Below are 14,617 nucleotides of genomic sequence, written 5' to 3' on the forward strand. Positions count from 1 at the left end.
CAGGGAAGCGGGGATCAGGGCCTGAGGCCATCCGAGCCGGTCGCTTCGGCGTCGCGGAGCAGAAAGGTGCCGATAGGGGAGGTGATGGGAGAGGTCAGTTGAAAATCTCCCCGCTCTTGGGTGAGGCCCACCGGGCGACTGGGGAAAGCCACCAGGATCCCTTCCAGGCGCAGCGACTCGGCTACCGGATCGTAGGCCAGGCGCAGCTCAAAATCCCGCAGGTCGCGGCGGACTTCCACGCGGCGGATCCCTTCTTCCGTCAGGCCCAAGCGCAGCCGCCAGTGATTTTGCCATCGCGTGCCGAGGGTGGCATCCAGCTCCAGACCATAGGTAGAGATCTGGCCCAACCGGGGATCGTAAACCGCCTGCAGCGCATAGCTGATCCCCGGCTCATACACATCCAGGCCAGAGCGTTGATCCCGGTTAAATGTGGTGCTGCTGCGTCCCCGATACTCCAGACGAACGGGTTGGAGCTGTCCCTGGTTCAGGTCGTAGGCCGTCTGCAACTGAATGTTGAACAGATCAGGGACGGTGCTCCAGGTGAAGTTGGCGTTGAGGGTATCCCACTTCTGGGTGATGAAGTCGTAGCCAAGGCTGGTGTCCAGGCGCACCAGGTTTTTCACCTCTGCCTGCAGCTCCTGCAAGTTGCGGGAGGCAATCGCTGCCAAATCCTCCGGGGTATCGTCGGGGAAGGTCAGGGCTATCGGCAGCTCGCCGGGCAGGTCATCTTCAAAGGCAATGTAGCCTGGGGGCACATCGGGTAGGGGATCGCGGGGCGTAAAGAAGCTGATGTTGGCATTGATGCGATCCACATCTTTAGGGCTGGTGGAGAGGGTTTGGAAGGGCACAGAATTGTTGCCGTAGAAGGTGCGGCTGTAGCGCAGGTCGATGGTATTCCAGTCGGCAGGTCTGAGACTGAGGCGAGGGTTGAGGCTGACGGTAGACTCCTGGTCAGGAGTGGAGTAGAGGACTTGGGTGTAATCGATAGAACCCGGCATGAAGGTGATCCAGGGAGCCGGTTGAATATCGTTGAACTGGAGGCTGGAGCGCAGCTCGTAGCGATTGAAAAAGTGGAGACCTGCCCCCACCTCTTGATCCGGCTGTTGCTCTTGAGTCAGGGTGAGGGCGCTGCTGAGGGCAATATCGGGCGTGATGCGAATGAGGTCGGGGTTAAAGGCCAGCTCGAAGTTGCGACGCGGCTCGTTGTCGCCATTGGAACTGCTGTAGGCACGGTAGGCCAGGCGATAGGTACCTCCCCAACCGGGTGGGGTCAGTTGAGTGCCCAGCGTCAACCGCGCATCGGCAAAGTCGGGGCCATCTTTGACGCTCACCCGCTGGTTGTAGTCCAAGCGCAGATCCGATTGCAGCCAATGCACGCCCCCGTAGCGCTGAGTGTGGCTGAGGGTGAGGGGGAAGCTGTAGATGCCCCGCTCCTGGGATCCGGTGCGGCTGATGTTGAGGGTGGTGGTGGAGAGATCCCCCTGAAAGGTGGCGTTGAGACGCAGATCGGCGTTGTCGTTGCGCCCGCCGGCAGGACGGTAGGTGTTGTCCAGGTTGAGGTTGAGCTGTCCCCGCAGTTGGCCTTCCTGCCCAAAGAGGTTGGCAGCGTAAAAGTCGAAGTTGTGGTCGATGCGGAAACGGCTGGAGAAGCGCTGTTGGTCGGCTTCGGTCACCAAGTAAAACTGGGCTCGCCCGTAGTTGACACTGTCCGGGATGGGCAGGATGTAGTCGTGCAGGAAGCCGATGCCCAAGCCTTTTTTCTGCATGACATCCAGCCGCAGGCCGCCGAAGTTGTATTCGTCGAAGCGGTAGGCCCAACTGGATTTGACAAACACCCCCTCTGTCTCGCTGCGCCCCGGCAGCACCCACTGGTGATCTCGCAGGCTGTAGATGAACAGGGGGAAATAGGCGATCTGAAGGCCCGCCCGCAGATCCCCTGCTTCTGTCAGCTCGCCGCCGGCAAACACGCGGGCGTCGTAGACGATCACCCGGTCATCGGGAAACACCTCCACCCGATCCCCTTGCACGTAGTGGGTGATGGGTGGCTCTGGCGAGGTGGTGACGGTGGCTTTCTCGAAAAAGATCTGATCCCCCAAAATGGCGGTGGTCTCTTGGCTGCGCACAAAAACCTTGGTGCCCGGCTCCTCCCCCGGCAGAATGACCAGCGAGCTCTCAAATTGGGCGGTGCGACCGGGGATATCCAGATCCAAATTTCGCCCTTCGATTTGCCGGATCCCCCGCCCTTGGGGGCCAGGGGGCTGCTCCATGCGAAAAGGGCCCTCGCTGCGCAGGCGTCGCTCCCGCCGATAAAACAGCAGCCGGTCGCCGGTGATGCGGGTGCCGTCGGCCAGTTGGATCAAGGCGTTCCCCTCGGCAATGCCCAGATCCTGTTCGGCGATGTAGCTGAGGACATCCCCACTCACGTTGATTTGATCCGGGTCGAGGGGGATTTGCCGCTGCGCGGTGGCCGAGAGTTGCTGGCGAATCTGGGATCCCTGGCTGCCGGTGCCAAGATTTTCTGCCGCTGAAACGGCATCTGCACCAGTGCCCAGATCCTGTAGGAGCGGGAACCGCTCCAGCAGTTGAGGAGCCAGGGGTGAGCCAGCGGTGGGGATAAAGGCTTCCGTTCCCCTTGGAGGGGATCCCGTCAGCCCCGACCCAGGGGTGGCCTCTGCCAACAGGACACCGCCCAAATCCAAGCTCCCACCGGCTTGGGAGATCAAGGGAGGAACCGTCGAAGCTGGGATCCGATTTAACCTTGCCTCTGAACCAGCTTCACCTTGCAGTTGAGCCGTAGCCGGGTTCTCGGCATTGGGTGCCGAGGTGGGAGCAGGCAACTGCACAGTGTTGGTGGGGCGCAGCCAGGGTTGCTCTTCCACCTGCAGGGCCTCAGCCTGAGAAGTCATGGGCTGGGAAAGCCGAAGGGAGTTCAGGCTGGGAACTGCCGCGGTGGGCGTCGCCGGTGAAGGGGGTTGGGGAGAAGGTGTTGCCTGGGCCTGCTGCGCCTGTCGCCGAGCATGGGCTGCTGCCCCTTCGGCCAACAGCCGTTGTAGCCGCTGTCGGTTCAGTTCTTCTGGCGTGAGGGCCTTTTCAGGAGAGTTGGCAAGGGGAGGGGATCCAAAGTCTGAAACCGGGGCCGTAGGGGGTGGGGTTGCCGCAGTCAAGGCTGTAGCAGGCAGAGAAGATTGCGCCTCGGCCAAGGTGATGGGCTCCTCATCGGCGGCAGCCATCGGTTCTGGGCTGGAAGCCCGGCGGGCCAGTTGCAGGCGCTGAGCGGGTGTTTGCGCTGACCGAAAGCGCTGGTAGCCCTCCAGAGAGAACTCCGTCCCGCCGACGCCAACAGTGGGCAGGGGGTCCAACTGGGCGAAGACGGCCTCCCCCGTCCCCAACCACAGGGAGCCGCCCCAGCAAAGAGCCAACCACTTTGCCCAAGGGCTGAAGTCAGGGGGGAAGTTGCAGGATTTCACCGTAAAAACCGCCACAGTAAAGAAAGGCCTACCCCACCGAAAATCATATTCGGCAACCAGGCAGCCAGCCAGGGATCGATGTGCTCAACTCGACCCATTGCTCGTCCCAGGCTCATCAGTACATAGTAAATAAACACCAGAACGATCGCTAGCGCCACGCCGCCGTAGCGCCCAGTTTGCCGCACCGTTTGCAGGCCCAAGGGGGCAGCCACCAAGATGGCGAAGAAGCTGGCCAAAGGAATGGCGAACTTGAGGTGGTATTCTGTCAGGCAGCGGGCCACATCGGCAGAAGGGCGTTGCTCCGCTCGATATCGCTGGCACTGCTCCCACAGCTCCCCCGCCCGTTGCTCTTGGGGCACTTTTTCCGCGTACACCAGGCCCACCAGTTTGTTGACGATGTTTAACTCCATTTCTTCTACCTGGCCTTCGTAGTAGGTGCGCCCCTGCTCGTCATAACGGCGGATCACCACATCTCGCAGTTGCCACGATTGGCCCACCTGCTGCGCGGTTTGGGCGGAGATCACCTGCGGATAGCGCAGGTGGCCGGTCTCAGCTTTGCGATCCAGGATCAGCAAATCCCGCATCAAGCCGGTCTCTGGGTCGAGGGATCCCACATGAAACCAGAGCTCATCATCCACCCGCACGATCTCTTCTGGATTAAACAAAAGGGCATCCTGAGCCAAGATGAGGTTCTTGTTCAGGGTTTTCACCTTTTGGTTGGTTTCCGGCACAATGACTTCATTGGTCAACAGTGCCAAGCCGCTGATCAGCAGGCCAATACAGAGCACGGGAATAAACACCTTGCGGTAAGGGATCCCAGCAGCACGCAGGGCGATGATCTCGCTATCGGCTCCCATTTTGCCCAGGGTGAGCAAGGTGGCAAAGAGGCCGGCAATGGGAAAGGTGACCACCAAAATGGCGGGCAAATTGAGGATGAGAATGTGCAAAATGGTTAGCGGAGGAGCGCCCTTTTTCACCAGCAGATCGGCGTAGATAAAGAGCTGGTTGCCCAGCATCAGCACCGTCCCCCCGGCCACTCCCAGAAAGAAGGGGCGAATCATCTCTTTGAAGAGATAAAACTCCAAAAAGGCAGCCCCCAATTTCAGGGATCCCCAAAAGCTGCCCGTTTGAGCAGGAGCTCTGCGCAGTTTACCCTCGGCGAGTGGGGCAGTCATTACATCACCTCGGATCACACTCTCAGCCAAACCTAGACGATAAAAAACCCCAGATGGAGCCCATCAGAGGGCGTCGGTGATGCGAAACTGAAACATGCCCTGCTGCTGCTCGTCTCCTTCGACGGTGTATTCATCCCGTTTCATGTTCAGGGTGACCAGCTTGCCGCTGAGGCGATTGGCGCCCCGGCACATCTGATCCAGCGCGTTGCGGCCCGGCAGAGCTTGGGTGCTCTCCCCGGGAAGGCGGTTGACCTCTCCCCGATCGCAGAGCACCACAGGAGCCTGTTCGGCGCTGATTTTGAAAATTTGTTCTCGGTCGAAGTAATCGGCGCGATCCCCTTCGATGGCGCGGTTGGCCTGCACAATAACCACATTGCCGAAGAAGCGGGCATCGCCGCTGGCTTGGTCGATCTCCACCCGGTCGGCGTAGATCACCGTCGGCTGATCCACATCCGCCTGGGTCTCCGGGTTTTGTAGCCGCCGCGCCAGCCAGTCCCCTTCGATCTGCTCGATCACCACCTCTCCCCGCAGCTCCACCTTTTCAGGGGTGATGGTGGCTTGGTTGGCCTTGGCCCTACGTCCCCGCTGGATAAACTCGACGGCATCGCTAAACTCGGAAGTACCGGTGCGGGAGTTGTAAACCAGGCGGGCAGCCCGAACTTCGGTTTCGGCTTGGCGCAGTTCTTCCGTCAGGGATCCCCCGCCGGGCGTGGGGATAGAGGCAGCCATCTGCCGGTAAAGGACGTTCTCTTCAAAGAAGAAGATCTTGTCGCGGTGGTTGCCCTCTAGGCGGGCTGAGGTGAGCACCCGTCCGGGCTCTTCCAGGGTGACCCCTCCGGTCAACAAACTTTGGGATTCGCGGCGGCGGTAGGTGCCCTGGGCCGACCGGATGATGGTTTCCCCCTGCTGGATCTCCAGGTTGCCTTCCCCTTGGGCAATTTGCGTGTTGCGGTCGTAGGTGAGGCGGTCGGCGATGATAGTGACTTCTTGATCCTGTCGGTTGGGGGTTGCCTCCGGGCCGGGGGAAGCCTGGGCCAAGCGCAGATCCGCCAACAAGGGATCCCGGCTGCTGTCGCCGGCCACCTCCTGTAACACCACGCCGCCGGAGAGAATGCTTTGGGCCTGTTGCCGCAGGTAGGTGCCCTGGGGAGCGCGAATTTCGATGCCACGTTCGCGAATGCGCAGGTTCCCTTTCCCCTGAGCCACTTGTTGGGTGCGGTCGTAGGTGATCTGGTCGGCGGTGATGGTGATGGAAGCGGGATCCGCTGCAGCACTGGCCACCCACTGGGAAGCGCTGGCGGGATCGGTCGGGGGGGCGGCTGCCGGGCTGTCGGTGCGCAGCACCACCAGCTTGCCCTGCTGAGCGCTGAGAAGGGCAAATTGAAAGTTAAACGAGCCAGAGCGGCCCTGCAACACCATTTCCCGGCCTTTGAGGATGAACTCCGCGGGCACCTCGATGCGTTCTTCGGGGGTGACTCTCAGGGCGCTGGTCAAGAGCAAGCTGCCATCGTCGCTCCTCACCTCTACCTCGCCATCCAAATACAGCTCGTCGGCGGTGGCATTGTAGCGGGCTCGCTTGGCCCGCCAAGTCATCTGCTCGCTGCTATCAAAAAAGGGATCCGGCACCCCTTCCTGTCGGTCGGCGCTTTCTCCGTAGAAGTAGCCGTGCGCCCCCTGCTCAAATACCTGTTGCCCGGCTGCCAGATCCACCTGCTCGGCGATCAGTCGCCACCGCTGATGGCCTCCCCGACGACCCAAGATATCTACCCTGCGGCTGACCGAGAGGGGCTGATCGGGGGAAGGAGACTCCACCTTCACTTCTTCGATGTCGATCGACAAGGCCCAGCCCACCAAAGCAGCCAAGATGCTGCTCCCCAACAGCGCCACCCCCAGGTTGGAATTGAAGAATCGCCCCATCCTATTCTTGCTGCCGCCTCACCTCGACCCGAACTGACCACTCCCCTTGGAGCCAACGCTCTGAGCTAGCACTCTAGGCTGTAGCTTATCCCATTTTGCCGGCTGCACCGGGGGGATCCCGCGCACACCTAGCCTTAAGCCGACTTTTCAGCCTTCAGCCATAGCGGCTGAGGATGAACCCTAGCCCCAGAAACAGCCCCAGCCAAAAATGGAGACTGACGGCGATGAACTTGGAGTGGCTAATCCGCTGCGGCTGATCGTGATAGGTACCCAGCAGGCGGGAAAGCCGCACTGCAAAAGGGATCCCCGCCAAACTCAGCAGTGTCCAAGCCGGAAAGATCCCCAGCCCCACAAACAGCAGCATCAAGGCAAAAAGGCTGCTGCAGAGCCAGGGGATGAGGCGGGCCGAGCGCAAGGTTCCCAGGCGGGCCACCGGCGAGCGCTTGCCACAGGCTAAGTCATCCTGCACTTGATGGAAATGGGAACAAAACAAAATCAAGCTGGTCGCCATTCCCACCACCAGTGAGGCCGCTAACCCCGGCAGCGACCAAGTCTGGCTTTGGCTGTAGTGGGCAGCCGAGACCGCCAGCGGCCCAAAGCTGAAAAAGCAGAGGATCTCCCCCAGGCCCTGGTAGCCCAGGCGCAGGGGCGGCCCTTGGTAGGCATAGCCCAGCCCACAGGCCACCAGCACCAACAGCAGCACCGTCGGATCCCATTGCCGCCAGCTCAGCCACAGGATCCCCAGCAGACCCAGGGCCAAAAAGGCATTCCCCACCCAAAACACCTGCCCCGGCTTGCCCGTCAGGTTGACCAGCGAGTGGAGTTTGTTTTTGTCCACCCCTGTCTGGGCATCGAACACGTCGTTGCTGATGTTGACCCAGGCCAAGATGCAGATGGCGGCTCCCAAAAACACCCCCAAAACCCCCAAGTCCAGCACCCCTGACTGGGCATAGGCAATGGCGGATCCCACCCAGATGGGCATGATCGCCACACTGTACATGGGGGGCTTGAGGGCAGCCATCCACAATTGCCGGCGGGAGGGGTCACTCCATGCGACCTCTGCTGGTGGCTGCACTTGGCCGACATCTGGATTCATGGGAGTTCTCCTTGGGAAGCAAGCCTGCTCTGGGGCCTGTCTCTGGATCTGTCTACAACCATCTGCTCTGTAGGGTAGAGCGCCTGAGAAAGCATCCCCCAGGATGCTAAGAAACTTTGCAGTCCGTGAAGAAGCTCCTCAGATCTGGCCCCCAGAAGCTCAGGCTGCCGGCCCTTCTCCTAATCTCTTATCCTAAAGTCATCTTCTGCCGGTCTCCATCGACGGGTGTCCTGTTTTCGGCCAAGGTGGGATCGTCTTCTTTTTCTTGCGCATGACCTCTTCTCTTTCCCCTTGGAATGCCCACGGTACGCTTGAGTGCCTGGAGTGGCCGAGAGCATGGCCGCCGACTCGCACTTCTACCTGGACGGACGAGGCGAGGGATCGGCGCCACTGGGATCCCTTCCTAACCGCCTGCCAACAGATGGCGCGGGCGCGGGGCGTGCCCCAAATCCTCAGCTTGTCCCAGCCCATCCCAGAGCTGGATCCGCTGGCGGTGCTGGCCCAGAAGCTGGGTTCTCTCCCCACGAACCGATTCCCGAGCTACTGTTATTTCTCCCACAAGGCCCGCGGGGAAAGGGTGCGGGTGCTGGGGTGGGGATCCCTGCGGCGGGTCGATCTCTCGGGAGAAGGGGGCTTGCAGGCGGCGCGGATTTTTGTGGAAGAGCTGCAGCCCCATGTCCATGCCGCTTGCATTGGCAGAACGGAGCCCTCGGAAGTGGGAAGATTCCCAGACAGCCGGCAGGAACGCCCTCTGTGTTTCTGTCGCCTCAGTTTCAGCCCCAGGAGCAAAGGGGGGGCAGCGCTGGTGCTGCCACGTTGGCAACTGTTGCAGGTGCCAGACTCCTGGGGATCCCTGACGGTAGCGCGGCTCAATCTGGAAATTGCTCCCGAAAGTGACCTAGCAGCTTTGGCCGGGCAGATCACCGCCTTTTTTGCCCAAATGGAGCGCCTTTCTCGATCCCCCTTGCCCTTGTGGGAATTGCAAGCTCCCGTGCCGGTGGAGGTGGAGGAAGCTGCCCTCTTGGGGCGCATCCAAAAAGCCCTGCAGGCGATTCGGGCGGGATTCTTAGAAAAGGTGGTGCTGGCAGAGGCTGTGGATCTGCACTTGCCTGCCTCGCCATCGATCCCGCCTCTGCTGGCTTATCTGGAAAAGCATCATCCCGATTGCAGCATCTTTGCCTTCGCCGCTCGCGCTACTCGGACGGAGTCCCTGGGGGCAGACAGGCGGGGGAGTTCGCCGGCCAGTCCTCTCCCTCTGACCCAAGAGGGGATCTCTCCCCAGGTTTTCTTGGGGGCCACTCCGGAGCGCCTGCTCTCTGTGTGGCAAGGTCGGGCGCAGATCGATGCCTTAGCCGGCTCTGCAGCCCGTGGAGCCACCAGCCACCAGGATCAGGTGCTGGCCGAGAGGTTGCTTTGCAGCGCCAAAGACCGCCGAGAACATGAGTGGGTGGTGCGCTCGATCCAGGAGGCTCTGGGTCGGTTGGGGATGGATCCCTGCATTTCCCCTCAGCCTCGGCTGCTCCGTTTGGCCAACATCCAGCATCTGCAAACTTTGATCGAGGCCGAGCTCCCCGCCGATGTGCATCTGTTCGACCTGCTGGCCCAGCTCCACCCGACGGCGGCAGTGGGAGGGTATCCCCAGCAGGCGGCGCTGCAGTGGCTGGAGCGGTTGGAACCCTTTGATCGCTCTAGCTATGCTGCTCCTTTGGGCTGGGTAGATTTACAGGGCAATGGCGAGTTTGTGGTGGGGATCCGCTCCGCCCTGATTCGGGGGGATCGAGCCCGTCTGTATGCCGGTGCCGGGATTGTGGCCGACTCCAACCCAGAGCAGGAGCTGGCCGAGATTCGTCTGAAGCTGCGCTCTCTGGTGCAGGCTCTGGCCCTACGCCCTGCGGCTCTCCCGCTCCCAAGCCTCTGAGAGAGGGGATCGAGAGGGTGTTTCTGCCGCCACTGCGCGAGGTTGATACGAACCGCTCCACGAACCGCTACAGTGAGAAAGCTGGTCTTTGATTGGCCTCGGTGTTCTCTGCGGCATGGCGACCCTAAATCCCACCCATCCCCCTCGTATGGCCGGATCCCGCGCGCAAGTGGGGCTTTGGCCCGGCCTGATCCAGCACTATCGGGAATGGCTCCCCGTCAGCGCCAGCACACCTGTGGTCACGCTACATGAGGGCAACACGCCCCTGGTGCCTTCCCCGGCTTTGAGCCAACGGCTGGGGCGAGACTGCCAAGTTTACCTGAAGCTGGAGGGCCTCAACCCCACCGGTAGTTTTAAGGATCGGGGTATGACGATGGCGGTGTCCAAGGCCAAAGAGGCCGGAGCAGAGGCCGTGATCTGCGCCAGTACCGGCAACACCTCGGCGGCTGCCGCTGCCTTTGCAGCCAAAGGGGGTCTGCGGGCCTATGTGCTGATCCCAGATGGCTATGTGGCCAAGGGCAAACTGGCCCAAACCCTGATGTATGGGGCGGAGATCATCGCCATTCAGGGCAACTTCGACCAAGCGCTGGCCATGGTGCGGCAACTGGCGGAAACCTACCCAGTGGCTTTGGTGAACTCGGTTAACCGCTTCCGCTTAGAAGGGCAAAAAACCGCCGCCTTCGAGGTGGTGGATGCTTTGGGGGATGCCCCCGATTGGCTCTGTATCCCGGTGGGCAACGCGGGCAACATCACCGCCTACTGGATGGGGTTTTGCCAGTATCGCCAGCAGGGCAAGGCTACCCGTCGCCCTCGTCTCTACGGCTTCGAGGCTGCCGGTGCTGCTCCCATGGTGTTAAACCGGGTGGTGGAACACCCAGAGACGGTGGCCACAGCCATTCGCATCGGCAACCCTGCCAGTTGGGTGAAGGCCAAGGCGGCAGTGCAGGTGAGCGGCGGCCAGGTGGATAGCGTCACCGATGAGGAAATTCTGGCGGCCTATCGTCTCCTGGCCGCAGAGGAAGGGATCTTTTGCGAGCCGGCCAGTGCAGCCTCGGTGGCAGGATTGCTGAAATGGCGAGAGCAGGTGCCTGCTGGAGCACAGGTGGTGTGCGTGCTGACGGGCCATGGCCTCAAGGATCCCGACACGGCTACCCACCAGGGATCCGCTCCTATCCACACCGGCGTTGTCCCTGAGCTGTCCGCTGTTGCCCGTCTGATGGGTTTTTAGGAGAGTCGATAAGTCGATACCGGTCAGGCAGCCTGCGACTTCATGGGCTCCGAGCAGGCCAAAATGAACTGGTCGATCTCCAGCAGGATGCGTTCTGCCTCGGCCAGAGAGGCCGGTACGCTTGCCAGCACCTGGGCATCTACTTCCGCAGCCTGCTCCGCTTCTTGCAAGAGGTTCATCGAGTCATGGCCGAGCAGGAGCTCCAGCTCGTTCAGGGTTACCATGGCCAGCTGCTCCTCGGCTTGATGGAGCTTATTTCGTAAAGTCTGAACTTGTTCGGTTTGCGCCTTCAGCCCGACTTCCGCCTGCTCCGCGCGAGACATAGCCAGTTGTGCAGCCTGCTGGGCCTCATCCCGCTGAGCTTTCAGGAAGGCCATCTCTTGCTCCAATTGTGCCAATCGCTCTTGCAGGCTGTAAATGTGCTGATCCCGGTCTCCCAAAGCTCGCTCTAGCTCGCGATTTCGAACTTCCATCTGCTGACGAGCTTCGTTCGCTTGGGCTAGCTGTTCCGCCAAGTTTGCCATTTCCTCTTCCACGTTGGTAAGCCGACTCAAGCGTTCCAAAACCTGAGCATTTTCGGCTTCCAGTTTCTCAATCAGCGCTTGAGCGCTCAACAGTTCTGCTTTGGTGGAGTCCAGCTCGCCACAGACTTGATCGTAGTTGGCGATTAGCTCGCCAAGCCGGGCTTCTTTGGCTTGCAGTTCTTCTCGCAAGGAGTTCATCCAGCGGTCGCTCTGCTCAATCCGCTGTTGCAAGAGCGGCAGTTGAACCAGAGCTTGTTGGGCAGCACTGAAATAGCCAAGGAGTCGTTTGAAGTGGCGCTGTAGGTGGCTGTGGGACTGATCCAATTTGTCGAAGGCTTCGTTGAGAGAGAGATAGGCCTCGCACAGTTTCATGTAGCGCCGAGCCACAGAATCAGGATGATCCATAGGGTTATAGAGTCCAGGTGGGGGTGCCGTGTCCATTTTATGCCGTTCATTCTATCGGCCAAGCCCGGAAAAGGAGGCATTCGATACAACAACTGGGGGCTTAATTTTACTTTAATATCCGGTGCCCCAATCTCTCTTGCGAGCCAAGGCCAAAGATTCTGCCCCAATACAGCTTCAGACGTTACCCACAGGCTACACAGAGACTAAAGCGGCTCCTCAAAAGCAATTGAAATCTTGTCTTGACCACACAACCGGTTCATCTACATATTTAGTGTTCATGAGAAGATGCCCACGAGCTCTAGCGCTAGATGTGCTGCAAAAGTAGGGCTCTTCATGGCTCAAACCGGCTGCGCATTGGGGATCCCTAGCTTCTCCAAATAGGCGGCTGCCCGCAGCAACTTGGCTTCTTGATAGGGGGCGGCCACCAGTTGTACGCCAAAAGGCAGGGATCCGCTCTCGCGCAACGGCAGCGAAAGCACCGGCAGACCGATAAACGAGAGGGGCTGGGTGTAGAGGCCGAGGTTGGGCCGGGTGAGAACTTCTACCCCATCGATCACCATCTTCTCTTGGCCAAGTAAGGGGGCAGAGCAGGGGGTGGTGGGGGCAATGAACAGATCGATCTCCTGAAAAATGGTCTGCACCTGCTGGCGGTACCAGCGGCGAAAGCGCTGTGCCTGCAAGATCCAACTGGCGGGCAGCAAAGCTCCGGCCAAAAAGCGATCCCGGGTGGCCGGATCGAAGTCGTGGGGGCGAGTTCGCAGGTTGGGCAGGTGCAGGTTGGCTCCCTCGGCAGCCGTGATCAGGTAGGCGGCGGCGCGGGCGCGCTGGGCTTCCGGGATCCGCACAGTCTGGCGGGCCCCCAGGGCTTGGGCCACTTTTTCTACTCCGGCCAAGATGGGGGGCTCTGCCCCTCGGGCAAAGTAATCATCCGCCACCGCGATGCGCAAGCCTTCGATCCCCTGCCCCAACTGCCCAAAGGTGGGATCCACAGGACGCCGGGTACAGACGGGATCTTGGGGATCCGGCCCTTGCATAACATCGAAGCTGAGGGCAATATCGGCCACCGAACGGGCCAAGGGGCCCACGTGGTCGAAGCTGGCGGCAAACAGAGCCACCCCTGCCCGCGACAGACGGCCATAGGTGGGCTTGAGGCCGTAGACGCCACACAAAGAGGCCGGTACCCGAATCGAGCCGTTGGTGTCGCTGCCCAGGGCAAGGGGCACCAAACCTCCTGCCACCGCTGCTGCCGAGCCGCCAGAGGATCCCCCCGCACTGCGGTTGAGATCGTGGGGGTTGTGGGTGGGGCCGTAGTGGCTGTTTTCGGTGACGAAGCCATAGGCATACTCGTCCATATTGAGGGTGCCCACCAAGATCGCCCCTGCCTGCTTGAGACGAGCCACCACTGTTGCATCTTGGATGGCCGGGGGGTTCTCGCGGTTGATTACTGAGCCAGCTAGGGTGGTGAGGCCGGCCACGTCAAACAAGTTCTTGACGGCAAAGGGCACCCCTGCCAGCGGGCCCACCGGGATCCCTTGAGCCACCTGTCGATCCACCTGCTCCGCTGCTTGCAGAGCCGATTCCTCCAGCACGGCTGTGAAGGCATTGAGCTGGGGATCCCGCCGGCGAATCCGCTCCAGACAGGCGGCCACCACCGCTTGGGCACTCACGGATCCCTGGCGGACAGCCCTGGCAATGGAGACCGCGTCGGCGCTGCCGAGAAGATGGGGATCGCCGGTCATACTTGCGAGTCAAAGGTGGGAGCTGGCTCAACCGTCGGCGGCAGTGGGAACTCCAGCACCTGCTGAGCAATGGGCAAAAAGCGGGCAAAGTTTTCGATCACCCCTGCTCGGTGGTCGGGATGCAGGGGCAGTTGCAGCAGTTGGGCCATCTGGTCGACGTAGGTTTCCGGATCCCAGGGTTGCATGGTTCTAGGGTCAGCAGGCCGGTTGCGGCAAAGATACCACAAGCTCGCCTGCGAACACCACCAGGCAGCCTCCAACAACAAGACCGTCGTTGGCTAGGGAGCGGCCATCTGCACAGCGTTGCCCTGCAGCGACCAGAAGCGCTCGTTGGGCAAGACAGGACGGGTTACCGCTTGCCGTTCCAGCTCCTCCAGAGCGACGCGGCGGCTACTTGCAGAGCTATTGGCGGCAGCGCTGGCCTGTAGGCGTTTTCGGAATAGGCGCAACTGCTGCTGCTCCGCGGCGGGAGAAACATGCTGGGTAAAGAGGGGATGCAAGATTTTCTCCTCCTGATCAAACTGAGCCCGCAATTGCCGATAGAAGTGAAGGGCAGCAGAAGGATCCACCTGCTGCGGGGTGCGCTCTGATTGGTGCAAAAAGCGCGTCAGCTCCGGGATCTGATCCCGCAGATGTTGCTCCAGCTGCTCAATTTGGTCGCTAAGGTGGGGATCCCCCTGGAGAGCCGACCTGAGCAGGGGGTAGAGAACATGGCGCTCCAGTTGAATGTGGCGGGAGAGGCGCTGTCGCAACCTTTGTACACAGAGGCGTCGCTGCTCCAGATCCAACTCCGGCGCTCGAGACAGGCGAGTCAAAAACTGCAGGATGACGCGGTGCTGTTCAGCACAAAGGGCAACCAGCGTACCGGCAGAGGTTGCTCGCGTCAGCGGGAGGGACTCCTCAGAGGACATGGCATTCACAGCAGAAAAGTTTCATCCTAGCTTAACTTTGTCAAGAAATGGTGGCTTGCGTAAGGGTACGGGAATAGCGCAGGTGTCTTGGATACACTCGGGCAGCAATCCTGGGAAAAGTTGTCCAGATGTAAACTACCCAACCCTGACTGCTTCGCAGTACAGGGCGGGCTTAAGGCCTCCGGCCCGCTGGCGCGAACGGTAGCCCTGCAGTTGGCAAGCCAACCACGAGCCTCT

The 14,617-nt window shown here is 60.8% G+C and carries 10 protein-coding genes; 2 read left to right on the forward strand and 8 right to left on the reverse strand.

Features of this window, described 5'->3' with window-relative positions; genetic code table 11:
* Window positions 1-14: 14 nt before the first annotated feature.
* The 4 genes from ACVWZ1_RS08195 to menA form a co-directional block, all read right to left on the reverse strand.
* Complete coding sequence (locus tag ACVWZ1_RS08195; RefSeq protein ID WP_457503085.1) at window positions 15-3,482, reverse strand: hypothetical protein; 3,468 nt, start codon at window positions 3,480-3,482, stop codon at window positions 15-17.
* On the reverse strand, window positions 3,464-4,642 hold the full coding sequence (locus tag ACVWZ1_RS08200; protein ID WP_457466847.1) for an LptF/LptG family permease: 1,179 nt from the start codon (window positions 4,640-4,642) through the stop codon (window positions 3,464-3,466). The genes ACVWZ1_RS08195 and ACVWZ1_RS08200 overlap by 19 nt, the downstream gene beginning before the upstream one ends.
* Window positions 4,643-4,705: 63 nt before the next feature.
* Window positions 4,706-6,559, reverse strand: a complete 1,854-nt coding sequence (locus tag ACVWZ1_RS08205) for an LptA/OstA family protein (RefSeq protein ID WP_457503086.1) — start codon at window positions 6,557-6,559, stop codon at window positions 4,706-4,708.
* 154 nt (window positions 6,560-6,713) lie between these two features.
* On the reverse strand, window positions 6,714-7,655 hold the full coding sequence (gene menA, locus ACVWZ1_RS08210) for a 2-carboxy-1,4-naphthoquinone phytyltransferase (protein WP_457466845.1): 942 nt from the start codon (window positions 7,653-7,655) through the stop codon (window positions 6,714-6,716).
* Window positions 7,656-7,926: 271 nt separating this feature from the next.
* Here menA and ACVWZ1_RS08215 point away from each other — a divergent pair, with 271 nt between their 5' ends.
* Window positions 7,927-9,573: an isochorismate synthase gene (locus ACVWZ1_RS08215; RefSeq protein WP_457503088.1), complete on the forward strand. Its 1,647-nt coding sequence runs from the start codon at window positions 7,927-7,929 to the stop codon at window positions 9,571-9,573.
* A 148-nt stretch (window positions 9,574-9,721) separates the two neighbouring features.
* Entirely contained in the window at window positions 9,722-10,801 is a 1,080-nt protein-coding gene (thrC, locus tag ACVWZ1_RS08220; protein ID WP_457466864.1) for a threonine synthase, read from the forward strand.
* A gap of 23 nt (window positions 10,802-10,824) precedes the next feature.
* Here thrC and ACVWZ1_RS08225 read toward each other — a convergent pair whose 3' ends face one another.
* From ACVWZ1_RS08225 to ACVWZ1_RS08240, 4 genes are all read right to left on the reverse strand, one after another.
* Window positions 10,825-11,730: a hypothetical protein gene (locus ACVWZ1_RS08225; protein ID WP_457466843.1), complete on the reverse strand. Its 906-nt coding sequence runs from the start codon at window positions 11,728-11,730 to the stop codon at window positions 10,825-10,827.
* A gap of 338 nt (window positions 11,731-12,068) precedes the next feature.
* Window positions 12,069-13,469, reverse strand: coding sequence for an AtzE family amidohydrolase (locus tag ACVWZ1_RS08230; protein WP_457466842.1), 1,401 nt, complete (start codon window positions 13,467-13,469; stop codon window positions 12,069-12,071).
* Entirely contained in the window at window positions 13,466-13,654 is a 189-nt protein-coding gene (locus ACVWZ1_RS08235) for a DUF4089 domain-containing protein (RefSeq protein ID WP_414355470.1), read from the reverse strand. Before ACVWZ1_RS08235 ends, ACVWZ1_RS08230 begins: the two co-directional genes overlap by 4 nt.
* A gap of 93 nt (window positions 13,655-13,747) precedes the next feature.
* Window positions 13,748-14,380, reverse strand: a complete 633-nt coding sequence (locus ACVWZ1_RS08240) for a hemerythrin domain-containing protein (protein WP_457503090.1) — start codon at window positions 14,378-14,380, stop codon at window positions 13,748-13,750.
* Window positions 14,381-14,617: the final 237 nt, after the last annotated feature.

The sequence above is a fragment of the Thermostichus sp. MS-CIW-25 genome (assembly GCF_054060015.1).

Bases quoted from the DNA above. Each gene is read 5' to 3' on its own strand.
- ACVWZ1_RS08200 (WP_457466847.1), bottom strand. From the start codon at position 4,642: ATGACTGCCCCACTCGCCGAGGGTAAACTGCGCAGAGCTCCTGCTCAA.
- ACVWZ1_RS08205 (WP_457503086.1), bottom strand. From the start codon at position 6,559: ATGGGGCGATTCTTCAATTCCAACCTGGGGGTGGCGCTGTTGGGGAGC.
- menA (WP_457466845.1), bottom strand. From the start codon at position 7,655: ATGAATCCAGATGTCGGCCAAGTGCAGCCACCAGCAGAGGTCGCATGG.
- ACVWZ1_RS08215 (WP_457503088.1), top strand. From the start codon at position 7,927: ATGACCTCTTCTCTTTCCCCTTGGAATGCCCACGGTACGCTTGAGTGC.
- thrC (WP_457466864.1), top strand. From the start codon at position 9,722: ATGGCCGGATCCCGCGCGCAAGTGGGGCTTTGGCCCGGCCTGATCCAG.
- ACVWZ1_RS08225 (WP_457466843.1), bottom strand. From the start codon at position 11,730: ATGGATCATCCTGATTCTGTGGCTCGGCGCTACATGAAACTGTGCGAG.
- ACVWZ1_RS08230 (WP_457466842.1), bottom strand. From the start codon at position 13,469: ATGACCGGCGATCCCCATCTTCTCGGCAGCGCCGACGCGGTCTCCATT.
- ACVWZ1_RS08235 (WP_414355470.1), bottom strand. From the start codon at position 13,654: ATGCAACCCTGGGATCCGGAAACCTACGTCGACCAGATGGCCCAACTG.
- ACVWZ1_RS08240 (WP_457503090.1), bottom strand. From the start codon at position 14,380: ATGTCCTCTGAGGAGTCCCTCCCGCTGACGCGAGCAACCTCTGCCGGT.